Source organism: Cryptosporangium sp. NPDC051539, from assembly GCF_044454545.1.
In the GTDB taxonomy this organism is placed as follows: domain Bacteria; phylum Actinomycetota; class Actinomycetes; order Mycobacteriales; family Cryptosporangiaceae; genus Cryptosporangium.
In genome coordinates this window covers 303,738-328,540 of record NZ_JBITDV010000003.1, presented here as the reverse complement: position 1 = coordinate 328,540, position 24,803 = coordinate 303,738, and the positions used below count along the sequence as shown (strand labels likewise).

Genomic DNA, 24,803 nt, shown 5'->3' with positions numbered 1-24,803 from the left:
GCGGCGACAGCCCTGATGGAACCGGCAGGTCGCAGGCACCCTTGTCTCAATGTGAGACTTGGCTCACAGACCAGGCACGTTAAGTTCAGATACGCAGCGGGTTAAATCCGGAGCCCGGAAGGACGTGCCGCATGGGCCCAGAGGATCGGGAACTCTTTCTTGCCACGGCGTCCGGCGCGACGACGTCCGTGCGGAATGCGATTCGGGTGTCGTGGGAGCGCTCCCGGGCCGCGTCGGTGGACCTGGATCGGCCCGCACCGGCGTTCTCGCCGCCGGTGAACCGGCCGACGCTGCTGACGCGGGCCGCGGCGCCGGTACTCGACGCGCTGGCGGCCGAACTGAGCAACGAGCCGGTCTGCCTGATCCTGACCGACGCCAAGGGGCTCGTCCTGTGGCGCAGCGAAGGAGACGCGTCGCTGCTGCGGTCGCTCGATTCGGTCAGCCTCGCGCCCGGCTTCACCTACTCCGAGGCCGAGGTGGGTACGAACGGCATCGGCACCGCGCTCGAGGTGGGCGAGGCGATCCTCGTCGACGGGGCGGAGCACTACACCGGCGATCTGACCCGGTTCTCCTGCGCCGGTGCGCTGATCACCCACCCGGTCACCGGCGGGCTGCTCGGCGTCGTCGACATCACGACCCAGTCGGAGCTGTCCAATCAACTGCTGCTGTCGTTCGCCAAGCTGGCGGCGGCGCGCATCCAGGAGCGGATTCTCGACGAGGCCAGCATGCTCGACCGCGCCTTACTGGGGGATTATCACCTGGCTTGTCAGCATTCTGGCGGCGCGGTGATCGCCCTCGGCGAGAAGGTGTTCATGATGAACTCCGTCATGCAGCAGCATTTCGACGCGAGCGATCAGGCGGCGATCATCGACCAGACCCGCGACGCCCGCGGACGGAGACGGCCCTACACGGCACTGGCCGAGCTGCCCAGCGGGTTGACCGCGCGGCTGTCCTACCAGCCCACGTTCGTCGACGAATTGCTCGCGGGCGGCATCGTCCAGATCCGGCAGCACCGCGTACGGTCGGCGCCGCCGTCCCACAAGCGTCAGATCGCGTTCCCCGGTCTCGCCGGGGACAACCCGGTCTGGCGGCGCACCGCGCACCAGGTTCTCGACGCCTGCGCGAGACGCGAGTGGGTGATCGTCGAGGGCGAGGCCGGGGTCGGCAAGCGGGTCATCGTCCGCGCCGCGCACGCCGAGGGGGCCGACGGCAGACGGCTGGTGACGCTCGACGCGAGCGACTCCGTGCCCGGTGACGGCATCGCGGACCAGGCCGCGGCGGTGCTGGACGCGGGGTCCGACCTGGTCATCCTGCATGCGAACCGGCTGTCGGCCGACTCCGTCGCCGAGCTCGCGGAACTGCTCCAGGCCGTGCACGACGACGCCGACCCGCGGCGTCCCTGGCTCGCGCTGACGACCGTCGAGGGTGCGTCGGCCGAGCGCTGGGGGGTGCAGTTGCTGGGGTTCTTCCCCCGTACCGTGCGGGTGCCCCCGCTCCGCCATCACCTCACCGACGTCCCGGCGCTGGTCCGGGCACTGCTGGACCAGACCGGCGCCGGTGACCTGACGCTGTCACCGGCGGCGCTCAACCAGCTCATGCGGCTGCCGTGGGCGGGCAACGTCACCCAGTTGCGTGCGGTGCTCAGCGCCGTGAGCCGGCGCCGCCGATCGGGTGAGGCCGGCCTCGAGGACCTGCCTCCGGTGTGCCGCTCCACCGTCCGCAGACAGTTGACGCCGATCGAGGCGATGGAACGGGACGCGATCGTCGACGCGCTGGCTCTGCACAACGGAGACAAACTGGCTGCTGCGTCCGCTCTGGGGATGTCTCGTGCAACGATCTACCGGAAGATTCGGAACTTCGAACTGTCGGGTTGAGCACATGATGGTCGCGGCCGGCGTGGTGGTCACCCGCTACGACGGGATGGGGCAGGACGCCGACGGGATCTGGACCGCCCCCGGCGGCGCCCGGATCGCGTGGTTCCCCGACCCGGACGGCACCAATTTGTCGCTTCAGCAGTTCTGAGCCGACGGTCTAATCTGGCCTGCGTGACCGTGGAGCTGACCCTGCTGGTGCGGGTCGCGTTCCGCGGCCGGGAGGTCTCCGGGCCGCGCGTGCGCGAACTGCTCGCCGCGCTCGCCGCCGACCTGCCCGCGGGATGCGGCACCGACCGGCTGATCGAGGCGCTCTGGCCCGAAGGCCCGCCCGAGCACCCGGCCAAGGCCCTGCAGGCCCTGGTTTTCCGGGCCCGCGCCCAGGTCGGCCCGGACGTGCTCGTCAGCACCCCCCGCGGCTACCGCCTCGCCCTCACCAACGACCAGGTGGACGCCACGGCAGCGCGGTCGTCGGCCGCGCGGGCCACGCGCGCGGCCGAAGCGGGCAACCCCGCCGCCGCGCTGGCGGAGGCGGAGGCGGGCCGGGCGCTCTGGGCGGCGGAACCGCCGCCGCCGGCGCCGCCGGGGGCGGCGGAGGGCAGTGGCGCGCCCGGCGACTTGTGGGCGGCAGCGGAGGGCGGTGGCGCGCCCGGCGAGGTGCGGGCCGCGGCGGAGGGCGGTGGCGCGCTCGGCGAGGTGCGGGCGGCGGCGGTGCCGGCCTATCGAGCGCTCACGCGGGTACGAGCGTTGTCGCTGGCCCGGCTCGGGCGGCACGCCGACGCCGAGCCGGCGCTGGCCGCGCTGGCCCGAGCGCACCCGCGCGACGAGGAGGTGCTGGCGGAACTGCTGCGCTGCGAGGCGGTCGGGCGCGGCCCGGCGGCGGCGCTGGCCCGGTACGAGTCCTACCGGCGGCACCTGCGCGACGAGCTCGGCGCCGACCCGGGGCTGGCGCTGCAGCGCGTCCAGCGCGAGCTCCTGGCGTCCGGCACCCCGCCGTCGCGGCGCGGCGTCCCGCACGACCCGAACCCGCTGCTCGGCCGGGACGAGGACGTCGCCGCGGTCACCGACCTGATCCACGTGGCCCGGGTGACGTCGATCATCGGGCCCGGAGGGCTCGGCAAGACCCGGCTCGCCCAGGCCGTGGCCCGCCTCGCTCCCCAGCGCGCGGTGCTCTTCGTCCCGCTGGCCGGTCTCACCGCCGACCACGAGGTGGTCGGCGAGGTCGCGTCCGCCCTCGGCCTGGGCGACCGCGGTCCCGGCGGCGACGCACCCTCCGGGGCCGGTGACCTGTTCGGCGGTCTCGTCGACGCGCTCGGATCGACCTCGACCCTGCTCGTCCTCGACAACTGCGAACACGTGGTGACCGGCGTCGCCGACCTGGTCGCGTCGCTGCTCGCCCGCAGCGGCGACGTCCGCGTCCTCACCACCAGCCGTACCCCGCTCGGCCTCTCCGCCGAGACCGTCTACCTCCTGCCCGAGCTCACCCCGGCCGCCAGCGCCGCGCTGTTCCGCCGGCGCGCGCTGGCCGTGCGGCCCGGCGCCGACCTCCCGGACAGCGCGGTGAACGAGGTGTGTCGTCACCTCGACGGCCTCCCGCTCGCGGTCGAGCTCGCCGCGGCCCGGATCCGCGTGCTCTCGGCCGGCGAGATCGCCCGCCGCCTCGACACCCGGCTCGGCCTGCGCAGCGGCGCCCGCGACACCCCCGAGCGGCACCGGACGCTGGGCGCGGTCATCGACTGGAGCTGGCACCTGCTGGAACCGGACGGCCGGACCGCGATGCGCACGCTCTCGGTTTTTCCCGACGGCTTCACCGCCGACGCGGCCGAACACGTCCTCGACGTGGACGACGCGCTCCCGATCCTCGAGCATCTCGTCGACCAGTCGCTGCTCAAGGTCTCCGACACCCCGGCCGGCGTCCGGTTCCGGATGCTGGAGACGGTCCGCGAGTTCGCCGCGCTGCGCAGCGCCGGGGCCGGAGAGACCGGCCGTGCCACCGAGCGCTTCCTGTCCTGGGCCCGGACGGTCGGACGGCGGGAGTTCGGCGAGGTCTTCGGCCCGGACTTCGTCGAGTGCGTGCTGCGGGTCCGCGCCGATCACGACAATCTCGCCGTGGCGCTCCGGCTGGCCGTGGAACGCGAGGACGCCCAGACCGTGGCACTGTGCGTCGCGGTGCTGGGCGGCCTGTGGACGATCGAGTCGAACTTCGCCCGCCTCACCTGGCTGAACGGCGAACCGGCCCGGATCCTCTCGCACTACCGGCCGGAGCCGGAGCTGGTCGAGGCCGTCCGCACCGGTGCACTGATCATCACGCTGACCGCCTTCATCCTGGCCGGCGTCCGGGTCTCGCGCGCGCTCCTCGTGGTGCTCCGGCTCCGACCGGCGGCGCTCGACGGGGAGGTCGGGCTCGTCGCCGCGGCCGACGCGGTCCTGCGCGCCCCCGACCTCGACGCGGTCCGCGCAATCGGCGAATCCGGCCCGCCGATGCTGGCCGCGGTCGCGCACAGCGTCCTCAGCTACGCGGCCGAGGCGGCCGGCGACCCGGACACGGCGTTCGCCGCCGCCCACCGGACGCTCGACGTGCTGGGGGAGACCGGCAACCGCTGGCTGCGGATGGTCGTGCACTCGCGGGTCGGGGAGCTCGAGCTCGCGGCGGGCAACGTCGAGGCCGCCCGCAGGCACATGAGCGCGGTGCTGCCGGTGCTCGACGACCTCGGTGCCTACGCGACCGCGGGCCGGGTGCGCTGGTCGCTGGTGTTCATCGCGGTCCGGGAAGGCGCGCTCGACGACGCCGAGCGGTGGCTGGAGCAGCTCGGGGATTCCGGGACCGACGATCCGGGCGGCCTGCAGATGTTCGACGTCCTGGTGCGGGCGGAGATCCTGCGCGGGCGCGGGCGGACCGAAGACGGGCTGCGGCTCTGGCGGGAGGCCGGGCAACGGCTGCGGCGCGACGAGTCGCAACTCCTGCCGGTCGAGCGGCCCTGGATCGCCGAAGTGGTGGCGGGCACGGTGATCGCCCATGCGATCGACGACCGGCTCGACCTGGTTGCGGACCTGGTCGCCGACCTCCCGCGCCGTCTGTTGCCGATGCTGACCGGCATCGACCCGACGCCGGGCCTGTCGTACTGCGGCGCGCTGCTGCTGGCGATCGCGCTGGCGGATCTGCGCACACCCGGTGCGGACGCGCAGACCGCGGCCCGGATGGTCGCGCTGGCCGAGCGGTTCCGGATCACGACCGGGTTCACCTCGCCGGCGACGCTCGCCCGGGCCCGCGAACTGGCTGGGCCGGTGTACGACCCGGCGAGCGAGTCGTACACCGGCCTCGATCAGGACGCGCTGATCGCCGCCGCGTCGGCGCTGGTCACGGCACGGGCGTTGATTACTTCACCGGTATCCGCCGGAACGCGGCCCGCGACCACAGGAAGCCGGCCAGCATGAGCCCGGCGCACCAGGCCACCGCGACGATCCCGTCCGACCCGGCCGGCGTCCCGAGCAGGAACGCGCGGATGGCGTCGATGATCGGCGAGAACGGCTGATTCGCGGCGAACCACCGGACCCCGCCCGACATCGTGTCGGTCGGCACGAACGCGCTCGACACGAACGGCAGCAGCTGCACCAGGAGCGTGAAACCGGCCGTCCCCTCCGGCGTCGGCGCGGTGAGGCCCACCGCGACCGCCAGCCAGGTGAGCGCGAGCACCAGCAGGACGAGCAGTCCGATCGCCGCGAGCCAGCCGAACACGCCGGCGTCCGGACGGAACCCGAGCGCCACCGAGACCCCGAGCACCAGCCCCAGGCTCACCAGCGTCCGGGCCACCGCGGCCACCACGTGACCGGTGAGCACTGCCGCGCCCGGGACGGCCATCGTCCGGAACCGCAGGATGATCCCCTCGGTCATGTCCTGGTTGACGCTCATCGTCGTCGACTGACAGCCGTAGGCGACCGTCATCAGGAGCACACCGGGGACGATGTAGTCGATGTAGTCGAGGGAGTCAGCACCGGTCGCCAGGCTCTGACCGAGTGCCCGGAAGACGCCGACGAACAACAACAGCATCAGCACCGGGACGCCCACCGAGATCACCACGGTGATCGGGTAGCGCAGGACGTGCCGGAGGCTGCGGCGCACCATCGTGGCCGAGTCGCTCACGGCGTAGGTCAGCGTGCTCACGAGACGGCCTCCTTCTCGGCGGCGGGGTGCCCGGTCAGCGCGAAGAACACGTCGTCCAGATCGGGTGTGTGCAGTGCGAGTTCGCTGACCTCGACCGACGCCCGGTCGAGCCGGTCCAGCAGCGCGCGCAGCGCGGCGACGCTGCCGTCGTTCGGGACGTCGAGCGTGAAGGTGTCCTCGTGGATCGTGGCGCCCGGCAGGCTCGCCGCGGCCACCGCCAGCGAGTCGCGGTCGGCGAACACCAGCCGCACGTGGCCGCCGGGGACGCGGTGCTTGAGCTCGCCGGCGGTGCCGGCCGCGACGATCGTGCCCCGGTCGAGCACGGCGATCCGGTCGGCGAGCTCGTCGGCCTCGTCCAGGTACTGGGTGGTGAGCAGGATCGTGACGCCGCCGGCCACCAGCCGGCGGATGATGTCCCACATCGTGCGCCGGCTGCGGGGGTCGAGGCCGGTGGTCGGCTCGTCGAGGAAGATCACGCGGGGCTCGCCGACCAGCGTCATCGCCAGGTCGAGGCGGCGGCGCATGCCGCCGGAGTACGTGGAGACGGGTTTGCGGGCGGCTTCGGTGAGGTCGAACTCGTCGAGCAGGCTCCTGGCCCTGGCCGGGCCGGTGGTGCGGCCGAGGTGGTGCAGGTCCGCCATCAGCCGGAGGTTCTCCTCGCCGGTGAGCAGGCCGTCGACGGCGGAGAACTGTCCGGTGACGCCGATCGCCCTCCGGACCTGACCGGGCTCCCGGACGACGTCGTGGCCGGCTACCCGGGCGGTGCCGCCGTCGGGCGCGAGCAGCGTGGACAGGATGTGGACGATCGTGGTCTTGCCCGCGCCGTTCGGTCCGAGCAGCGCGAACGTGGTGCCTTGGGTCACCTCCAGGTCGACGCCGTCGAGGACGACGTGGTCCCCGAACGACTTCCGCAGCCCAGCCGTGACGATCGCCGGCGCGCGTGTCATGTCCTTCTCCTTCGTCGTGACCGGGCCGTCCGGCCCGACGAGGAGAGACTGCGCGCTCCTGGTTCCGCCGCGGTTCCGCGCGGGTTCCGGGCGGTTCCGTCGGCTCCGCGTCCACGGAACCGCGCGTCGTTCGTGAGAAAACTCTGGGGAACGTTGCGCCGGGTCGGACGGTGAAACGATCATCGCGTTGAGTGGTCTCGCAGTGGCGCGACTCCACGGGCACGCGGGGGCGGCTCAGGGGTCCGGGCGAGGGGGGCCGCAGGTGAGAAAAACGTGGCGTGCGCCCGCGTCCCGGGCGAACCGCGCGCTCGCGGCGGGCCGGACCGCGGAGGCCGTCGAGCTCTACCGGCACGCCATCGAGCGTGGCCCGGGCCCGGAGGCCTCGACCCGCGAGGTCGCGGCCTTCGCGACGGTCCTGCACGACTTCGGGCGTGCGCTCGACTACCTCGGCGAGACCTCGGCCGCGCTCGACGCACTCCATCAGGCTCACGACCTTCTGGCGGACGCGACGCCGGGCGCGCCGGAGCTGGTCGGGATCCTGCGCCGGCTGGGCGCGATCTCGCTGGAGGCGGGAGACCGCGACGGCGCGCTGTCGGCGTTGGAGCGGGCGGTGGCGCTGGCGCGGGAGGATCCGGGGCTGGCCGCGGCGGCGGAGCTGGAGCTCGGATTCGCGTTGCGGGACGCCGGGCGGCTCACCGAGGCACTGGGCCACCTGGAGAGCGCGCTACGGCTCGACGACAGCGCAGCGGTGCGGGCGCACGGGCTGGTGGGGATCGGGCTCGTGTTCGAGGCGGCGCGGCGGCCGCGGGCGGCGGCCTCGCGGTACCGGGCGGCGTTGCCTCTGTACCAGCGGATGGGGGATCGGCACAACGAGGCGACCGTGCGGTACCGGCTGGCGATCGTGCGCGGGTCCCAGGGTGATCCGGCGGCGGCGCTGGCTTCGCTCGACGCGGCCCTCGATCTGGACCGGGGATTGCGGAGCCCTCGGGCGTCGGCCGACCAGGCGGTGGCACGGGCGGCGCTGGCCGCGTCGCAGGGTGATCGCGGGCAGGCCGTGACGTACCTGCGGTACGCACTCGACCTGTACCGCACCGAGCACCTGCCGTTCCAGGTGGCCCGGACGCTGATCGGGCTGGCCCGGCTGGTCGCACCGGCGGAGTCGGCCGGTTGGGCGGAGCGGGCGAACGACGAGCGGTCGGCGGCCTGGCGCGCGGAGGCGGAGGTCGTGGCGGCGGAGTTGTCGTCGCCGGGAGAGGTGTACGACGTGCGGCTCGGGCTCGGCGACCTGTACCGGGCCGCGGGCGACCGGGAGGCGGCCCGGGCGGCCTGGCTGGCGGCGGCGTCGGTGGCCGGTGCGGTTCCGGTGCTGCGGGGCCCGGGGGATTCGGCGGGTTCGTGGGGGTCGGCAGGCTCGGTGGGGTCGGCGGATTCGGCGGAGGAGCATTCGGCGGTGGGAGTGCGGGCGGCGTTCGAGCGGCTGGCGACGCTGGCCGCCGAGGAAGGGGACGAGTCCGGGAGCGCGGCCTGGCGCTCCCGGGCCGAGGGGGTGGCACCTCCCTGATCAGATCAGCAGCAGCTCGGCGAGTGCGCCGGCGGCCGCCGGGTACCGCGCGAGGAGGGCGGCGGCCTCCGGGGCCGTGGCTCCGGTTGCCGCTGTCTCCCAGGTCCCGTCGACGCCGAGCAGTGCGGCGATCGCGTCGGTCGGCCCGGGATGGGCGGCGAGCAGTTCCGCGACCGGGCCGTGGGCGGTCGGGGTCGTCGTCGCGGCCGGGCGGACGGACTCCCAGGGCGGCGTGAACGTGTCCAGCGCCGGGAGGGTGCCGGGGAACGTGCGGGCGGCTTCGCGGACCAGGGCCGGCACCAGCTCGCCGGCCTGCTCGCGCAGCGTCGTCAGCAGGGTGGGCAGCCAGGGCAGCAGGACCGGATCGGGGAGCTGCCCGAACGCCTTCGACATCAGCTCGACGACGAACGGCGCCAGGTTCGGCACCGGCTCCAGCGCCTGGACGAAACCGCTCAGGTAGTGCGGGAACGCCGGTAGCACGAGCGGGTTCGCGAGCAGCTCGTCGCACCGTTCGCGCAGCTCGGACCGAGTGAGCAGGCCGAGCTGGGTGTGCGCGGCCCAGACGAGCGCCCGCTTGCCCGGCGCCTCCGGGTGCGACTGCTTCACGGCCAGTTCGAGCTGGGCCCGATCGCAGCCGAGCGTCAGCGCCAGGCTTTCCATGCTGAACAGGAAACCGAGCATCGCGGCCACTTGCCGCACGCCGGTCTGCTCGTCGGCGAACGCGGTCGGCAGCAGCGTGCAGTAGTGCGCGTACCCGATCGTCACGAACCGCTCGCACCAGCCGGGGAGCTCCGGCTCGGTCGCGCGGTAGTGCGCGAGCAGCCGCCGGATGCGTCGCAGCACCGCCGGGGCCTCGTCGACCGTGCGCTCGGACGCGAGCAGCTCGACCGCGCGCGCCCCCAGTTCACCGACGAATGCCGGGCTGTCGAGGTAGAGGATCGCGTCCTCCACCGCGGCCAGTGCGGTCGCCGCGGTGGCCTCGGGCGTCCGGACGCCGCGCCGCAGGCGCTGTTCGAGTACCTGCTCGATCGCGACGCCCTCGTAGCCCAGCTCGATCAGCTCGCGCTGGTGGCGCCCGATCGCGAGATCCCAGCTCTCTGACGCGGACGCTTTCCCGCCGAGCCGTCGCTCGCCCATGATCGGCCGCACGGCCTCGCGCGGCAGCAGGTAACGCAGCCGCCAGAGCAGCTTCGAGGCCGGGATCTTCCCCGGCTCGCCGGACAGGTCGAGCAGGGCCCGCTGGACCTGCCGTTTCTCCAGATCGAGGCCGAGCGGACCGAGCCGGTCGTAGACGTCCCTGGCCAGCGGCGGGAGGGCGTCGTACCCCACGCTGCCGATCCGGTCGCCGCCGAGCAGGATCTCGCACAGCTTCCGGACGTCGCGGCGACCGGGTACGGCGTCCTTCTCGATGCAGGTGACCGCGGCGTCCTGGAAGTCGTACGGCGTCGGCCGGGCCCGCCCACGCAGGCCGGCGAGCAGGATCGACGTCTCGAAGATCGCGATCGCGTCCGCGGTGCTCGACAGATACCCGTTCCGGCGGGCCAGCCGGACGATGTCGACGCACCAGCCGAGCAGCTCGGCCTCGTCGCGGTCGTCGAGTCGCGGCGGTCGGGACAGGAAGCCGGAGAGCTTGTCGGCGGGAGCCGGAACCGTCTCCGTGCGCAGGGCGATCTCGGACCGGCCGATCGGCGTCTTCGCCGGGCGGGCGCCCTTGCCGCCCAGCGCATAGGGTCTGACGTCGGTTTTCGCCACGGCCTTCTGCCAGGTCGCGGCCGCGATCGAGACCGAACCCGGCGCCAGGCCGAACTGGGCCTCGATCGCCGAGTGGCTCGACGGGATCATCCCGTAGAGCCATTTCGTCGGCGTGCGCTCGCTGATCGTGAAGCCGGTCGGGGGCGCGTCGACGCCGAACTCCTCGACGCGGCTGGCCGCGTGGAACGCGCCGCAGACGTAGAGCGCCCGTGCCGGGTCGGTGCCGGTGCGGGCGAGGTGCTCGCGCATCCGCGTCCACATGTACCGCTCGCGGTCTTCGTCGCGGTCGCGCTTCGTGTCGTCGGACGGGCGCAGACGGCGGAACAGGCTGCCGACCAGGACCATGACCTGGCGGTAGGTGTCGTAGTCGGCGTCTGCCAGCGGCTGCTCGACGTACTGGTCCCACCATTCCGACCAGTGGCGGACCTTGCCGTGGTGCAGCAGGTGTTCCTCCAGTTCGGCGAAGCCGGGGCGGAGGTCGCCGATCTCCAGGCCGATGGCGTCGCCGTGCAGCCCTTCGTCATCGGCCGGTGCGTTGTGGTTCTGCTTCGGGAGCCACTGGAAGACGTGGTCGGTCGAGCGGTCGACGAGTACGAGCTCGACCCCGGGGCTTCCCAGCGCGTAGGAGATCGCCTGGTACTCGGCGGACGCCGCGGTGAGCGGCGCGACGACGCTCAGCGGCGCCCAGGCCTCGGGATGACCGTGCACCTCGGAGGCGAACGCCTGGAGGGCGACCGGCAGCGTGCAGTTGCGGAGCTCGTCGAGGAGCGGGCGGAGGTCTTCGCAGAGCTCGAGGTAGAGGACCGACGGCTGCTTCTGCCGTAGCCGCCGGGCCATCGCGAGCGCGGACGCGGGGGAGTGGTGGCAGACCGGGAACACCTCGAGCGGCTCCCGGAGTGCCCGGTCGACGTCGTCCACCAGGCCGGTGAGGATGTCGCGCAGGCCGCGCGAGTCGCCCGCGAACTCCTCGGCCGCGCCGGTGAGCTGATCCCGCAGCGGCGCGAACACCGCGCCGGCCTCGTTGCGTGCGCCGTGCGGTTCGGGGAGCGCGGTCACGAGAGGGTGGCGATCGCTTCGCGGCCGCCTTCGAGGAAGCCGGTCCAGTCGCCCGGCTTCTCCTTGCTGCGCTGCTCGACCGTGCCGTGCCAGTACCTGTTCAGGATCGCCAGGTCTTCCGGCGTGCGCCGGGCCAGCGATCCGACCAGCGATCCGGCCAGCGTCTCGGCCCGCAGGGACCGGTCGCCGAAGAACTGGCTGTGCAGGATCGCGTCTTCGAGCACGCCGATCTGCTCCGCGGTCGACAGCGACGATTCCAGCTTCTCGTCGTCGCTGGTCGCGGACGCCGCGGCCGCGCGCAGGTCGGCGAAGCTCTGCAGCAGGATGTCGAGCAGCGTCGGCGGGACGTCCAGCTCGATCTCGTGCCGCCGCAGCAGCTCGACCGTGCGGAACCGGACGATCTCGGCCTCGCTCTTCTTGTTCGTCACGACCGGGATCCGGACGAAGTTGAACCGCCTCTTCAGCGCCGACGACAGGTCGTTGACGCCCCGGTCGCGACTGTTCGCGGTCGCGATGATCGAGAAACCCGGCTGTGCGAAGACCGTCTCGTCCTTCAGCTCCGGAATCGACACGTACTTCTCGGACAGGATCGAGATCAACGCGTCCTGCACGTCGCTCGTCGTCCGGGTGAGCTCCTCGAACCGCCCGACGACCCCGCGCTGCATGGCGGTCATGATCGGCGACGGAATCAACGACTCCGGCGATTGCCCCTTGGCGATCACCATCGACACGTTCCACGAGTACTTGATGTGGTCTTCGGTGGTGCCCGCGGTGCCTTGCACGACGAGCGTCGAGTTGCGGCTGATCGCGGCGGACAGCAGTTCGGCGAGCCAGCTCTTGCCGGTGCCCGGGTCGCCGATCAGCAGCAGCCCGCGGTCGGACGCCAGCGTCACGATGCTGCGCTCGACGAAGCTCCGGTCGCCGAACCACTTCTGCGCCACCGGCCGGTCGAGCCCGTCGGCCCGCTCGGAGCCGAGCACGAACAGCCGCACCATCTTCGGCGACAGCCGCCACGAGAACGGCTTCGGGCCGGTGTCGATCGATTCCAGCCAGTCGAGCTCTTCCGCGTACTTGACCTCGGCGGGCGCGCGGAGCATGTCGTTCATCGGTTCGTGCCTCTCAGGTCAGGAAGTTCTTGAGCTCGAGCACGAGCTTGTCGATCCGGCCGGACAGCACCGGGGTGCCGAGTGCCTTCAGACGATCGCGGAACCAGGGATTCACCGATTGGCTGCCGGAACTGGTCACCGAGCCCACCGGGATGAACTTCACCCCCGAGCGGTGCACCGCCTCGATGCCCTCGAACAGCGGCTGGGACTGGTTGAACTCGTAGAAGTCGGAGATCCACACCATCGCGGTGTTCTGCGGGTCGGCGATCTTCGGCCGGGCCATCGCCATCGCGACCGGCCCGTCGTTGCCGCCGCCGAGGTTCGTCCGCAGCAGCACCTCGAACGGGTCGTGCACCCAGGGCGTCAGGTCGAGCGCCCGGGTGTCGAACGCGATCAGGTGCACGTCGACCTTCGGGAGTCCGGCGAAGATCGACGCCAGGATCGTGCAGTTCACCATCGAGTCGACCATCGAGCCGGATTGGTCGACGACGACGATCAGGCGTGCGGGCGTGGTGCGGCGGGCGGTCTGCCGGTAATACAGCCGCTCGACGTAGAGCCGCTCGTCGTCCGGGTTCCAGTTGGTGAGGTTCTTCCAGATCGTGCGATTGACGTCGAGGTTGCGGAAGACGCGCTTCGGCGGGATCGAACGGTCGATCGCGCCGACGGTCGTTTGCTCGACCTGGGTGCGCAGGACCTCGGCGACCTGGTCGACGTACCGGCGGATCAGCGACTTCGCATTCGCCAGCGCGACGCCGGAGAGGTTGGACTTGTCGCGGAGAAGCTGTTCGATCAGCGACATGCTCGGGGAGAGCTTCGCCGCGAGTTTCGGGTCGGCGAGGACCTCGCGCAGGGCCATCCGCTTGACCAGATCGCCTTCCAGACCGGCCAGCACCGGCCCGAGGCCGTTCTCGTCCTGGCCGCCCTTGAGCCGGCCGGGCTCGAAGCCGAGCGAGCGCTCGAACCAGCCGGCGTCCTGCTGCCAGGCGGAGAGCTGCCCGGCGGTGACGTTGCCGGACCCGGTGGCGAAGACGTTGAGCAGCACCTTGGACACGAGCGCCGCCCGCCGGACCTCGGCCGAGGTGTCGCGGGCGTCGTCGCCGGACGGGATCATCAATCCGTCGAACTCGGCGCCCAGCTCCGGAAACCGCTGGACCACGGTGTCCATCGAGACCCCGGGATCGAGCAGCGCGGCCGGTAGCCCGATGTCGTCGACCACGGCGACGGAGGCCGACTCCAGCGTCGGCTGTTCCGAAGGGTCGAACAGGCGGGCCAGCAGGCGCCAGTACAACACCTGCCGCCGGGCCGCGTCGCCGCCGCCGGCCTGTGGCGTGGTCATTTGCGGAGCAGGCGGCTCGCCCGTTCGCGGAGTACCGCGACGGTGTCGCCGGCTGCTTTCACCGCCTTGGCCACCTTCGGGTCGGTGGGCCCCGAGGCCCACTCGCCGCTGAGCACCGGCACCGGTTTCCGCTTCACGGTCGCCTGCACGGCCAGCGGCTGCAGCGTCCACTCCCCGGCGTCCCAGCGGAGCAGGCCGAGGCACGCGGTGGAGCCGGTCACCAGCGCGGGGGTCAACGGCCCGAGCGCCGGGAGCCGGTCGAGGTCGAACGCCAGCCGGGTCCCGCCCAGATCGAGCGACGAGTCGTCGGTGCCGTACCCCTCCACGAGTACCGGTTCGGCGATCGCCACCGGATGACGATCGAGCGGCGGCGCCGGCGCGGCCACCGCGTCGGCCAGCCCGAGCCGGGCCGAGACGAACGGATCGGCCGGCTCACCGGCGTGGGCTCGATCGTCGGCCCAGAGAAGGTCGCCGTTCTCCCGGAGCACCAGGTCGGTGACGGTGACCGCCCGCGACTCGGTGAGCGCCGCGATCAACACCGGACAGCCCTCGAACAGCCGCCAGACCGCGGGCCCGACGATCGTGTCGACCTTCGCGGCGGCCACGCCCGTGCGCACCAGCCGCGGCGCCGCCTCACCCCGCACCTCCAGCAGCGCATGCACCCGGAGCTGCACCGCGGTCGCGTGCTCGTGGATCTCGACGCCCAGCGGCAGGAGCCGGCCGGACACCGGCGAGCCCTCGCCGGCCGCCCATCCGGCCGAGCACAGCAGCACGGCCCGGCTCCACAAATCGGCCCACCGTCGTTCGGGCAGATCTTCCACGGTCGCGATCGGGGCCGACGCGCGCAACTCAGCGGTCAGCCCGTCGATCAGCACGGCGAGCCGGCGCAGCCGCGGCTCGGCCAGGATCGCCTCGAGCATCTGCCCGCCGGACGAGATCACGTCGTGGTCGACGCCCCGCCAGCCGGTGATCGCCAGCTCCCGCAGCCAGGACCGGCAGCCGTCGAGCAGGTTGCGGGGTGCGCTCGCGCCCGGGCTGCCGCCGGCCGGCGCCGGGGCGGGCGCGGAGGCGGGCCGGGCGCGGCCGAGCGCGGTGTCGGCGCGATCGAGCAGTGCGTCGTGCACCGCACCGAGGATCGCGCTGCGCGCGCCGGCGAGCGTCGCCAGATCGTCGTCCGACACCGAGCCGGCCGTCACCTTGGCCGCGGCCTCCGCGGCCGGCCCACCGAGCGGCGTGGACGCGACGCCCACCGCCAGCGCGGTCACCGCGTCGGCGGCATCCTCGGAGAGCCGCCCGAGACCCGACACCAGACACGCGTCGAACCCGGCCACCAGATCGAGCGCCTCCGGCGTGCCAGCCGGGGGAGGCCCGGTGAGCACGGCCAGTTGCGCCGGAAGCATCAGCGCACCGCCCCGTAGGCCGGGAACCACGCCAGCTCGGGCAGCGGCTCGGCCGTGCCGGGCAGCTCGAGGTACGCGAGGTGGCGCAGGAACCGGCTGAACACCCCGGCCCCGGCCGACGGCTCGTGGTGGCTGAGCGACCGCCCGAGCTCGAGCGGCCCCGGCACGTCGAGCGGATCGACCCCCAGGTAGCGGGCGATGCGCTCGTACCCGTACTGGACCGTGGCCTCGTCGATGAGCAGGCGCAGGTGGTTGCAGGGCGAGCCACGCAGCCCCCCGCACGGCCGGTTGTTGTTCGTGCTGCAGTGATACGTCAGCGTGCCCGCGACGATCGACGACACGTACACCCGCTCGACGTCCGAACCGCTGGACACGACGCCCTGGAGGCGACCGTCGGCCGGTTCGACGAACGGGACCTTGGCCAGCTTCCGGGACCGGACCGGTGGCACGACACGCGCCGTGCTCCGACCCGCGCGAGGGGGTGGGTTCATGCCGCCGTTCCTATCAACCCGGTGCGACAGTTCGCGGAGCGGCTGGGTTCCGGATAAGTCAAAGAACTCTTTGACTTCTGGGCAATCTCCAAAGTAAGCTTTGGCATATGGAGCTCAGCGACCCGACCGCCATCCGGGCCCTCTCGCACCCCCTCCGGCTCGACCTGCTCGACGTGCTCGCGACCCGGGGTCCGGTCACCGCCGCACAGTGCGGCCGGATCCTCGGCGTCCCGCAGGCAAACTGCTCGTTCCACTTGCGACAGCTGGCGAAGTACGGCTTCGCCGAGGACGCCGGCCCGGGCGCCGACAAGCGCGCCCGTCAGTGGCGGCTGTCCGACCCGAAGACGACGATCCGCGTCGACGCCGACCGTGACCCGGTGGTCCGGCAGGAGCTCGAATCACTGGTCATCGAGCGGGAGGCCCGTGCCGCACTCGATTTCGCCCGCCGCACCGATCCGGAGAGCGCATCCTGGCGGAAGCACGCCGGTCCGGTCAGCGCGATCGCCGCCGTCACCCCCGGCGAAGCGGCGGAACTACGACGCCAGTGGCTGGAGCTGCTCCAGCCGTACCTCGGCCGGGCCCCGCAGGCCTCCGACACCCAGCACACCCGATTCTTCTTCGCAGCGACCCCGATGGGCGGTACTGATGACTGACATCGACTTCGTGCAGGGATCTCCGGTCGCCGGCTCCCTCGACGTCGAGTGGGCCCACGGCGGCACCACGGAGGCGCCGATCCAGGTGCACGCGTACGACGAGCACACGTTCGTGCTGCGGCAGAGCAAGACCGTGCACTACGAGGCGCCGTTCCTGTTCCTGCTGTTCGGCAACGAACGGGCGTTACTGCTCGACACCGGTGCCACCGCCGACCCGGAGCTCTTTCCGCTCCGCGCGACCGTCGACGGTCTGATCGACAGCTGGCTCGCCGCGAACCCGCGGGCGAACTACGGCCTCGTCGTCGCCCACACCCACGGGCACGGCGACCACGTCGCCGCCGACGACCAGTTCCGCGACCGTCCCGGTACGACGGTCGTCTCGGCCGACCTCGACGAGGTCCGCTCGTACTTCGGCTTCGCCGACTGGCCCGAGCCGGCGGTTCCGTTCGACCTCGGCGGTCGCGTGCTCACGCTGCTCGGCTCACCCGGTCACCACCGGGCCTCGGTCACGGTCCACGACCCGTGGACCGGCATCCTGTTCACCGGTGACACCGTGCTGCCGGGCCGCCTCTACATCGAAGACACGGACGCCTACCTCGCCACCGTCGAACGTCTGGTCCTGTTCGCGGACGCCACGCGAGTCACGCACGTCGTCGGCTGCCACATCGAGATGACGCGACGCCCCGGCCGCGACTTCCCGCTCGGCGCCACCTACCAGCCCGGCGAACGCCCGCTGGCCCTCACTCCCGCCGACCTGATCGCGATCCGCGACGCGGTAGCGGCCCACGCCACCCGCCGAGGCGTCTTCCCGTATCCGAGCTTCATCGTCTACAACCGCCCCGCCGCCCCCCGAATGCTCCGCCTGGTAGCCCGGGGCCTGCTTCACAAGGCCGCCCGGACGCTCCGGCGGCGGTTCCAGAAGGGTGCTTCCGGCCAGCGGGCTTCGGCGGCGTAGAAGTCCAGCCGGCGGCGCAGGTAGTGGGTGCACTCCCGATCGAGCGCGGCCTCGTACGCCGCGAGCGGGCCGGCGTCGCCGTCCAGCAGGGCGAGGACGGCGCCGGCGGCCGTCTCGGCGCCGCGAAGAGCCTTGGCGACGCCGTCGCCGGTGATCGGGTCCACCGCGAACGCCGCGTCCCCGACCGCGATCCACGGCGCCGCCACCTCTCGCCGATGCAGCCGCTGACTACGAGCCGGCACCACCCGCAGGGTGCCCACCTCGGCCGTCAGGCGGGCCGCGGTGCGGGAGCCGAGGCGCGCCAGCCAGCGGTCGCGCACGGTGAGCCGCCGGTCGCGTGACAGGTCCGCGTCCGTCAGCAGCATCGTCACCAGCCGGGACGCGCCGGCCGGGGCCGAATACCACCAGCCTTCCGGCACGGTCTCGACCAGGCCGAATCCCCCCGGCGCCGGGTCGGGCGCGAAACCGGTCACCGCGACCAGGCGGTCGAACGCGATCCGCTCCGCGTCCCGGCGGCGCCCCAGCCTCGCGGCCCGCCCGGTCGCGTCGACGAGGACCCGCGCCGACACCGGCTCCCCGGTCGAGAGCCGCACCACCCACCCCGGTTCGACCTCCCGGCACACGACCCCGAGCCGCAGCGACGCCCCCGCCGCCGCGGCCGCCGCCGCCAGCATGCGGTCGAACGCGGCTCGGTCCACGTACCACCCCGGCCCGTGCGGATCGACCATCGTCGAACTCGACGACTCGCCGCGCCCGCCCCACGAGCTCCGCACCCCGTACGACTCCTGCGGCGCCAGATTCGCGAACGACTCCCGCACGCCCAGCGCCGCCAGCAGCGGCGTCACCGACGGCGAGAGCGACTCACCGACCCGGGGCGTCCCGAACCGCGACCGCTCGACCAGCACGACCCGGCACCCGGCGAGCGCCAGCCGCCGCGCGGTCGCCGACCCGGCCGGCCCGGCCCCGACGATCGCGACGTCGAACTCGCTCACCCCAGCTCCCGCCAGACCGCCGCGGTCAGCGTCTTCTCGCGCACGATGTCCTCGCCGCCCGGCGTGACTCCCCGGCCCCTGATCCGGACCCGGTACGCGCCGACCTGGTCCGCCGCGAACTCCCCGGTGAACCGCCCGCCGTCCTGCTCGGCCAGCGCGACCCGGAACGACTCGGTGTCGGGCCGGGTCACCTCCGCCCACACCGACCCCCAGCCGGCCAGCGGGATCCCGGCCCGGGCGAGCGTCGCGTCGAGGTCGACCCGCGAGCCCGGACCGAATTCCTTCTGCGCCGCGTGCGCGCTGAACGTCAGGTTCGAGTAGGCGTGCACGATGAGGCTGAACGGCACCGACCGGAACTCCTCCGCGGCCAGCGGTACCGCGTCCACCGCACCCTTCGCGTCCACCATCCCCTCCGCGGCCAGGACGGCCCGGCGCGCGAGCCAGGGATACCGGGAGTCCGGCACCGCCGGAGCCCGGCGCGGCGACGGACCCGCGTACCGCAGCGACTGATCCGTCCCGTCCGGGGTGTCGCTCCGCGCATCGCGCGGCGAACCGAGCCGCAGCACCACGTTCCAGGTGCCCGCGTGGTCGAACCGGCTGTCCTCCCACTCGAACGGCAGCGCGATCCGGTAGTAGCTCAGCCCGTCCGCCCGCACGTACCGCATGCCCGGCTCCGCCTCCGCGCGCCACGGCTCGATGAGCTGCCCGCTCGGCGTCTCCAGCCGGAAGTCCACCGCGTCCGGCTCCGGCGTCAGCAGCACGACGTCCAGACCGGAGTCTTCCGACACCACCGGGAACGGGAACCGTTCGATCTCGCCTTCCGGAAGCTTCGCATCCGGGTCGAGGACCACCTCGGCGCTGCTGATCCCCGCGAGGACCTGCAGGAAGTACTTGTGCAACAGGAACCGGTTGTCGGCCGCGATCGCCCCGGTGATCAGCGCGTACGCCCCGGTGTTGCCGGAGAGCGTCTGCAGCGCGGCCACGTCGACGTTCTGCGGCTGACCGAACCCGATCGCGTACGTCGACGCGGTCAGCCCGCCGACGACGTCGCGGAGGAACCGTTCCTCGTTCTCCTTCCCGTCGGTCAGCACGACCAGCGCCGTCCGGTCGAACGGCACCCCGGCGAGCAGCGCTCTGGCCTCGGCGATCCCGTCGCCGATCGAGGTGTTCCCGTCCGGGTCGAAGTCCCCGCCGTTGATCAGATCCTTCACCCGGCCACGGTCGACGTCGGACAGCCCGCCGGTTCCGACCGGCACCACCGGGCCGACGACCTGGGCGTCCTCGTTGAACCGCACCAGCCCGACGCCGTCGTTCTCCATCATCACGTCGACGAAGGCGGACGCGGCCTGGCGCAGCGAGACGTGCTTCGGCACACCGTCGCCGCGGTCCTCGGACATGCTGCCGCTGCGGTCGAGCACCAGCGCGGTCGCGGTCGTGCGACGGGCCACGGTGTCGCCGGTGACCGTCACCGTCCAGCTCTGTGACGTCCCCGCCTGACGAAGGGTGAGCCGCTGGGGCGGGAGCACATCGCCCGGCAGGCTCGTGCGGTAGATGACCCAGAGGCGAGCCGTCGCGACGCCGGACGGGCCGGTCGGGCCGACCGTCACCGACGGGGTGAACGCCACCAGCTGCGGATGGGTGGGCGCGCCGCCGGGCGCGTACTCCAGGGTCACCGGCGCGGTCGGGGCCGTCACCTCGAACGTGATCGCGAGCGCGGCTTCCCGCGCCATGCCCATCAGGCCCTGCGGAACGTGCTCGAAGTCCAGCAGCGGGGTGAGGAGGTTGACCGACGTGAGGTCACACCGGTCGACCTCGACGTGCTGATTGCCCTGCCGGACGATGAAGCCGAGTTTGTTCCAGTTGTCGACCATCTCCTTCATGCTGGTCACGACGCCGGACGTGAACGACTGGCCGAGCAGGCCGCCGCGGATCACCGAGTTCGGGCGGGGCACCGGCCACCACTCGGTGCCGCAGGCGTAGAAGTCGGACTGCCACGGCAGCGCCATCACGTGGGTCAGGCCGCCGGGCTTCAGCCTGGTGTGGTCGAGGCGGTACGGCTCGGCGTAGTTGGTCGCGTCGACGATCGCCCGCGGGTCCTGGGGGCGGCCACCGGCCTCGATGCCGGGGAAGAACGAGCCGCCGACGCAGGCGTCGAGCGCGGCCCGGTCGAGGCCGTCCGGGGTGAGGTCGGCCTGCGGCGCGGGGACGCCGGTCCAGTCGTTCGTGTAGTCGCCGTTCTTCCAGCGCTCCAGGTGCGCGTACTGGACGCTGGTGAGCCGGCCGTCGTTGGTGGTGCTCTCGTTGAGGTCGGGCATGTTGCCGCCGCCGCCACCCGGCCTCTTCAGCCGGTTGAAGATCCGGGTGCGCAGCGCGTCCGCGGTGACCAGGTCGGGCCAGGAATGCGCGCCCGGAACGTCCTCGACCCAGCGGGTGTCGCGGGCGCGCTGCAGTACCGGGTACACGTCACGTGCGTACGAAGTGGACGTCGGCGCGGGTAACCGTCCGGCGTCGACGAGCGCGCCGGTGATCCGGTCCCACAGCGTGACGACGCTGTCCTGGTGCGGAGCGAACTTCGGCGGTGCGACCAGCACCCACGCCCCGGCCACCGGCGGCGTCGAGTTGTCGGCGCGGAGCGTGATCTCGGCCGTCACCGGGCCGTCGGCCGCGTCGTCGTACCAGTCGTCGCTGGCCCAGAAGTTGCCGTCGAGCGCGGTACCGGCCGGGGACGCCGAGTGCCCGGAGCCGCCGAGCACGACCAGGTGGTTCTCGGGGGTGCTGCGGGCCTCACCGAGCGGGACCGTGGTGACCGGAGCTCCGGCGAACCTGATCACGCCGGTGTCGAAGAGCGCGCGCTGGTTCGGGCCGGTGAGCGTGCGTGGCCCGGGGTCGATCGTCAGGTCCTGGGCCGGCTCGGAGTTGCCGCGCCCGGGGTGGGCAGCCTTGGTGTTGGCGACGTGGACCGTCCAGCGGATCGTGGCTTCGGCCTCGGTGATCTCGGTGGCGGTGCCGTCGTCGTGGTGCGCGAAGATGCGGAACCGCGCACCCTGGCGCTTGACCCGGCACTGGTCGTCCTTGAACCCGCCGGGCGGCTCGGGGTACTCGCCGATCCGCTCGGGGCCCAGGAAGAACTCGTCCGGGCTGTTGCCGAGACGTGCGATTCCGATGGCCGGGTGGATCTTGTAGACGGTCGTCACTGGTTGCCCCCTGGAAGTCCGTCGCGTCCTGAGGGATTGTGACGGACCCTGGTCAGACCGTGATCAGTGCGCGCCCGGTAAGTCCGAGGCCGACCAGGAGCACCATTCCGGCGGTCGCCAGCGGTGCGGCGGCCGACCAGCGGGCGGTGAGGGCCGGGAGGAACTTCGGGGTGAGGCGCCAGCGGATCCAGCGGTCCTGCAGGACGATGAGCGCGAGGCCGGCGGCGGTGAGGGCGCCGGCCATGCCGATGCCGTAGCCGAGCACCAGCAGGACGCCGAACGCGGTGCGGCCGAGGCCGATCGCGCCGAGCAGGATCACCAGGGCGGACGGGCTGGGGACCAGTCCACCGGCGATTCCGATGCCGACGAGACCGAGCTTGCTCGACCGGGTCGGCGCGTGCGAGTGCGTGTGCCCGAAGATCCCGTGCGAGTGCCCGTGTCCGTGCTCGTGGTGCTCGTGGTGCTCGTGATCGTGCTGGTCGTGTCCGTGGTCGTGGGCCGTTCCTGCTCCCGGGGCGGCGGCGTGGACGAGTTCGCGGTCTTCGGCGTGAGCGTGGTGGTGCTCGTGGGCTTTCCCGGCCCGGCGGGCGCGGGCCTCCAGCAGCATCATCAGGCCGACCCCGGCGACCAGCACACCGCTCACCACCCCGAGGTAGGCCAGCACCGTCTCGCCGACCAGCCCGGCGACCGTCGTCAGCAGCAGACCGAGCACCAGCACCCCACCGGTGTGCGTGAGCGTCACGGTCCCGCCCACGACCAGCGCGTCCCGCCGACGTCCGCGGCGTCCGGCCAGGTACGCCGCCATCACGGTCTTCCCGTGGCCCGGCAGCGCCGCGTGCCCGGCCCCCAGCGCCAACGCCAGCAGCACCGCCAGCACCCCGACCGCGGGGGTCAGCTCGTGCCGCCCGGCCAGCGACCGCAGCGTCTCGTCCGCGGCCGCGGTCCAGCGCGCGAACACCGACCCGTCGCTCACGACCGGCGCCGCCACCGACGACGAGTCCGACGCACCGGGCCGTACCCGGAACGACGCCGACCGCACGTCCAAGGGCGAGCTCAGCAAGTCCTTCGGGTAGTTGCGCAGCCCGTCGCTCACGTCGTCGGCCGGCAGCGACGACCCGGTCAGCCCGACGCCGTGCCCCACCGCCGTGAGTTCACGCCAGCCCACCCGGTCGGTCCGGTACGAGTTCGACACGTCCACCGACGTCGACGAGCCGAGCGACGCCGGCCCGGTCAACGCGCAGGTCAGACGACTCGTCTGCAACCCCGCCGAGCCCGGCACGTACGCGTACGCCGCCGACGAGACCGTCCACGCGACCCGGGTACCGCCCACCTTCACCGCGAACGCCGATCCCAGCGCGTCGCAGGAGGTCCGCGCGTAGGCCGCCTGCTCGGCCGCCGACTGCGTCCCGTCGTGATCGCGGTCCACCACCGTGCGGTCCTGCAGCGTCGGAAGCTCGGCCGCGTCCACGGTGGCTGCCACGTCGACCCGCTCCGGATAGAGCGCGATCTTCTCGAGCTGGTTCACCGAGAAGTTCCCGAGCGGGTGCGCGTCTGCCGGGTCGGCCGACCACACGACGATCAGGCCGAGGGCGATCACCACGATCGACAGCCTGCTGATCAGCGTCGTCACGATGGCCTTTCAGAGGTAGGCGAGGGCACGACGTGCGGCGGGCGCGTCGACCGGTGAGAAGTGAGGGTTGAGCTTCAGCGCGGCCGTCAGGTCGCGCCGCGCTTCGGCCGGTCGGCCGAGCGCGGCTTCGATGACTCCCCTGTGGTACAGAAAACGCGCACTCTGGACGCCGAGCGCGACGGCGCGATCGGCGTAGCGGAGGGCCTCGGCGTCGCGTCCGTTGGCGTGCAGGGTCTCCGCCATCGCGTCGGCGACGTCGGAGAACTGGCGGCGTTTCCACTCGCGCTGAGCGGCGGCCAGAGCGTCGGCGGGCTGGTTGCGGGCGAGCGCGAGCGCGACCGTGGACAGGTCGTCGGTGCCACCGTTCGCGGCGAAAAGCCGGCTGGCGGCCTCGGCGAGCGAGAGCTGCTGGGCGGCGTCGGCGGTGCGTCCGGCGGCGGTGAGGTACTCGGCGTACTCGATCAGGTAGGTGGGGGTGGGGGAGCGCTCGGTCAGCGTCTTGTACTCGGCGATCGCCTCGTTCAGGTTGCCGTTGGCGGCGGCGACCTTGGCCTGTCCCTGGTGGAGTGCGAGGTAGTCGGGGTCGGCCTCGAGGCCGGACCGGTATTCGCGGGTGGCGGCCGCGAGGTTGCCGTACTTCCAGGCGAGTTCGCCGAGCTGGTAGCGGCAGAACGCGACGTCGGCCGGGTCGACCGCGCTGTGCAGGGCCTGACGCATGAGCTTCTCGGCCTCTTGGTCCTGGCCGTGCTGCTCGAGGTCGTACGACCCGCGGGTGAGTGCGGCCAGCGCCGGGCGGAGGTCCAGCATGCCCTGGATCGCGTCGGTGGCCGCGTCGGAGTGGCCGAGCTGGGTCTCCGCGTCGGCCAGCACACCGAAGGCGTCGGCCGAGTACGGATTCTGGGCCAGGGCCTCGCGGGCCCGCGTGCGGGCGGTCGCGAAGTCGTGCCGCGCGTTGGCGAGGGCGCCCAGCCCGGTGAGCGCGGCGGCGTTCGGGCTGGGGCGGACCGCGAGGGACTGCTTCAGCGCGCCCTCGGCCTTGGGGTACCAGCTGGGGTCGGCGGTGATGCGGGCCTTCTCGATGTAGGCGCCGCCCAGCGAGGCCCAGGTGACGTAGTCCTTCGGAAGCCGCCGCAGCCGCTCCTGAGCCTTGCCGATCGACGCGTCGAGCGCGGCGGCGGCGTCGGGCCGCGCGGGGACGGCGACCTCCGGCTCGGCGGGGGTGGTCGGCTGCCCGAAGGCGCCGCCGACGACGAGCACCGCGATGGCGAGCACCACGACGATCGCCGAGGCGACCGCCCACCGCCGGAACCCGGCCCTGGGCCGCGACGCGGCGCTGGGGCCGAACGGCTGCGAAGCCACCGGGTCGTCCGCGTAGTTGGCGTGGATCGCATGATCGGCGTGGTTCGTGTCGTCCGTGTGGGTCTCGTGGGTCGCGTGGTCCGCCACCGATCTGCCGCGCACCCCGAGCGAGTCCGCCGGGGAGGGAGCCGCCGCATTCGCGCGGTCCGGGTCCACCGCGTCCGGTTGCGCGGGGAGCGTCTCGTCCACCGCGTCTGTGCGTGCCGCGTGCGGCTGCGCCGCGTCCACCGCGTCCGGGTCTGCCGCGTCCGGGTCTGCCGCGTCCGGGTCTGCCGCGTCCGGGTCTGCCGCGTCCGGGTCTGCCGCGTCCGGGTCTGCCGCGTCCGGGTCTGCCGCGG

General features: G+C 72.9%; 17 protein-coding genes. 6 read left to right on the top strand and 11 right to left on the bottom strand.

Annotation, left to right across the window (positions count from 1 at the left end):
* Positions 1-131 precede the first annotated feature (131 nt).
* Genes ACIBZJ_RS11755 through ACIBZJ_RS11745 form a run of 3 tightly spaced genes read left to right on the top strand, consistent with a single transcriptional unit; the run spans position 132 to position 5,306 of the window.
* Complete coding sequence (locus tag ACIBZJ_RS11755) at positions 132-1,874, top strand: sigma-54-dependent Fis family transcriptional regulator (protein WP_395928339.1); 1,743 nt, start codon at positions 132-134, stop codon at positions 1,872-1,874.
* Positions 1,875-1,878: 4 nt separating this feature from the next.
* A complete protein-coding gene (locus ACIBZJ_RS11750; RefSeq protein WP_395928337.1) occupies positions 1,879-2,022 on the top strand; it encodes a hypothetical protein in 144 nt (47 codons plus the stop codon).
* A gap of 23 nt (positions 2,023-2,045) precedes the next feature.
* Complete coding sequence (locus ACIBZJ_RS11745) at positions 2,046-5,306, top strand: AfsR/SARP family transcriptional regulator (RefSeq protein ID WP_395928335.1); 3,261 nt, start codon at positions 2,046-2,048, stop codon at positions 5,304-5,306.
* On the opposite strand, the gene ACIBZJ_RS11740 is transcribed toward ACIBZJ_RS11745, so the two are convergent.
* Positions 5,248-6,033: an ABC transporter permease gene (locus ACIBZJ_RS11740; protein ID WP_395928333.1), complete on the bottom strand. Its 786-nt coding sequence runs from the start codon at positions 6,031-6,033 to the stop codon at positions 5,248-5,250. The two genes, ACIBZJ_RS11745 and ACIBZJ_RS11740, sit on opposite strands and share 59 nt — an antisense overlap.
* Entirely contained in the window at positions 6,030-6,980 is a 951-nt protein-coding gene (locus ACIBZJ_RS11735) for an ATP-binding cassette domain-containing protein (protein WP_395928331.1), read from the bottom strand. Before ACIBZJ_RS11735 ends, ACIBZJ_RS11740 begins: the two co-directional genes overlap by 4 nt.
* Before the next feature lie 262 nt (positions 6,981-7,242).
* Between ACIBZJ_RS11735 and ACIBZJ_RS11730 the strand changes: the two genes are divergently transcribed.
* Positions 7,243-8,541 (top strand): hypothetical protein, encoded by a 1,299-nt coding sequence (locus ACIBZJ_RS11730; protein ID WP_395928329.1) that lies wholly within the window; start codon positions 7,243-7,245, stop codon positions 8,539-8,541.
* On the opposite strand, the gene ACIBZJ_RS11725 is transcribed toward ACIBZJ_RS11730, so the two are convergent.
* The 5 genes from ACIBZJ_RS11725 to ACIBZJ_RS11705 are packed head-to-tail and all read right to left on the bottom strand — an operon-like array spanning position 8,542 to position 15,682.
* On the bottom strand, positions 8,542-11,349 hold the full coding sequence (locus ACIBZJ_RS11725; RefSeq protein WP_395928327.1) for a DUF5682 family protein: 2,808 nt from the start codon (positions 11,347-11,349) through the stop codon (positions 8,542-8,544). It abuts the gene before it with no gap.
* A complete protein-coding gene (locus ACIBZJ_RS11720) occupies positions 11,346-12,455 on the bottom strand; it encodes an AAA family ATPase (RefSeq protein ID WP_395928325.1) in 1,110 nt (369 codons plus the stop codon). Before ACIBZJ_RS11720 ends, ACIBZJ_RS11725 begins: the two co-directional genes overlap by 4 nt.
* Positions 12,456-12,468: 13 nt before the next feature.
* The gene (locus ACIBZJ_RS11715; RefSeq protein ID WP_395928323.1) at positions 12,469-13,791 is read right to left on the bottom strand and encodes a VWA domain-containing protein; all 1,323 of its coding nucleotides are present in this window, start codon (positions 13,789-13,791) and stop codon (positions 12,469-12,471) included.
* Entirely contained in the window at positions 13,788-15,191 is a 1,404-nt protein-coding gene (locus ACIBZJ_RS11710; protein ID WP_395928321.1) for a hypothetical protein, read from the bottom strand. The genes ACIBZJ_RS11715 and ACIBZJ_RS11710 overlap by 4 nt, the downstream gene beginning before the upstream one ends.
* Positions 15,191-15,682, bottom strand: coding sequence for a hypothetical protein (locus ACIBZJ_RS11705; RefSeq protein ID WP_395928319.1), 492 nt, complete (start codon positions 15,680-15,682; stop codon positions 15,191-15,193). The genes ACIBZJ_RS11710 and ACIBZJ_RS11705 overlap by 1 nt, the downstream gene beginning before the upstream one ends.
* Before the next feature lie 107 nt (positions 15,683-15,789).
* Here ACIBZJ_RS11705 and ACIBZJ_RS11700 point away from each other — a divergent pair, with 107 nt between their 5' ends.
* Together ACIBZJ_RS11700 and ACIBZJ_RS11695 are read left to right on the top strand one after the other, a co-directional pair.
* Complete coding sequence (locus ACIBZJ_RS11700; RefSeq protein WP_395928317.1) at positions 15,790-16,335, top strand: winged helix-turn-helix domain-containing protein; 546 nt, start codon at positions 15,790-15,792, stop codon at positions 16,333-16,335.
* Positions 16,328-17,290 (top strand): MBL fold metallo-hydrolase, encoded by a 963-nt coding sequence (locus ACIBZJ_RS11695; RefSeq protein ID WP_395928315.1) that lies wholly within the window; start codon positions 16,328-16,330, stop codon positions 17,288-17,290. Before ACIBZJ_RS11700 ends, ACIBZJ_RS11695 begins: the two co-directional genes overlap by 8 nt.
* On the opposite strand, the gene ACIBZJ_RS11690 is transcribed toward ACIBZJ_RS11695, so the two are convergent.
* From ACIBZJ_RS11690 to ACIBZJ_RS11675, 4 genes are all read right to left on the bottom strand, one after another.
* Entirely contained in the window at positions 17,218-18,282 is a 1,065-nt protein-coding gene (locus ACIBZJ_RS11690) for an FAD-dependent oxidoreductase (RefSeq protein WP_395928313.1), read from the bottom strand. The two genes, ACIBZJ_RS11695 and ACIBZJ_RS11690, sit on opposite strands and share 73 nt — an antisense overlap.
* Positions 18,279-21,476, bottom strand: coding sequence for a LodA/GoxA family CTQ-dependent oxidase (locus ACIBZJ_RS11685; protein ID WP_395928311.1), 3,198 nt, complete (start codon positions 21,474-21,476; stop codon positions 18,279-18,281). The genes ACIBZJ_RS11690 and ACIBZJ_RS11685 overlap by 4 nt, the downstream gene beginning before the upstream one ends.
* Before the next feature lie 52 nt (positions 21,477-21,528).
* A complete protein-coding gene (locus ACIBZJ_RS11680) occupies positions 21,529-23,106 on the bottom strand; it encodes a High-affinity nickel-transporter (protein WP_395928309.1) in 1,578 nt (525 codons plus the stop codon).
* Positions 23,107-23,115: 9 nt separating this feature from the next.
* Positions 23,116-24,803: tetratricopeptide repeat protein (locus ACIBZJ_RS11675; RefSeq protein ID WP_395928307.1), on the bottom strand; the 1,688-nt coding region annotated here is incomplete at its 5' end.

Excerpts from the sequence above, each read along its gene's own strand:
- ACIBZJ_RS11755 (WP_395928339.1), top strand. The coding sequence starts at position 132 with ATGGGCCCAGAGGATCGGGAACTCTTTCTTGCCACGGCGTCCGGCGCG.
- ACIBZJ_RS11750 (WP_395928337.1), top strand. The coding sequence starts at position 1,879 with ATGATGGTCGCGGCCGGCGTGGTGGTCACCCGCTACGACGGGATGGGG.
- ACIBZJ_RS11735 (WP_395928331.1), bottom strand. The coding sequence starts at position 6,980 with ATGACACGCGCGCCGGCGATCGTCACGGCTGGGCTGCGGAAGTCGTTC.
- ACIBZJ_RS11720 (WP_395928325.1), bottom strand. The coding sequence starts at position 12,455 with ATGAACGACATGCTCCGCGCGCCCGCCGAGGTCAAGTACGCGGAAGAG.
- ACIBZJ_RS11715 (WP_395928323.1), bottom strand. The coding sequence starts at position 13,791 with ATGACCACGCCACAGGCCGGCGGCGGCGACGCGGCCCGGCGGCAGGTG.
- ACIBZJ_RS11710 (WP_395928321.1), bottom strand. The coding sequence starts at position 15,191 with ATGCTTCCGGCGCAACTGGCCGTGCTCACCGGGCCTCCCCCGGCTGGC.
- ACIBZJ_RS11705 (WP_395928319.1), bottom strand. The coding sequence starts at position 15,682 with ATGAACCCACCCCCTCGCGCGGGTCGGAGCACGGCGCGTGTCGTGCCA.
- ACIBZJ_RS11700 (WP_395928317.1), top strand. The coding sequence starts at position 15,790 with ATGGAGCTCAGCGACCCGACCGCCATCCGGGCCCTCTCGCACCCCCTC.
- ACIBZJ_RS11695 (WP_395928315.1), top strand. The coding sequence starts at position 16,328 with ATGACTGACATCGACTTCGTGCAGGGATCTCCGGTCGCCGGCTCCCTC.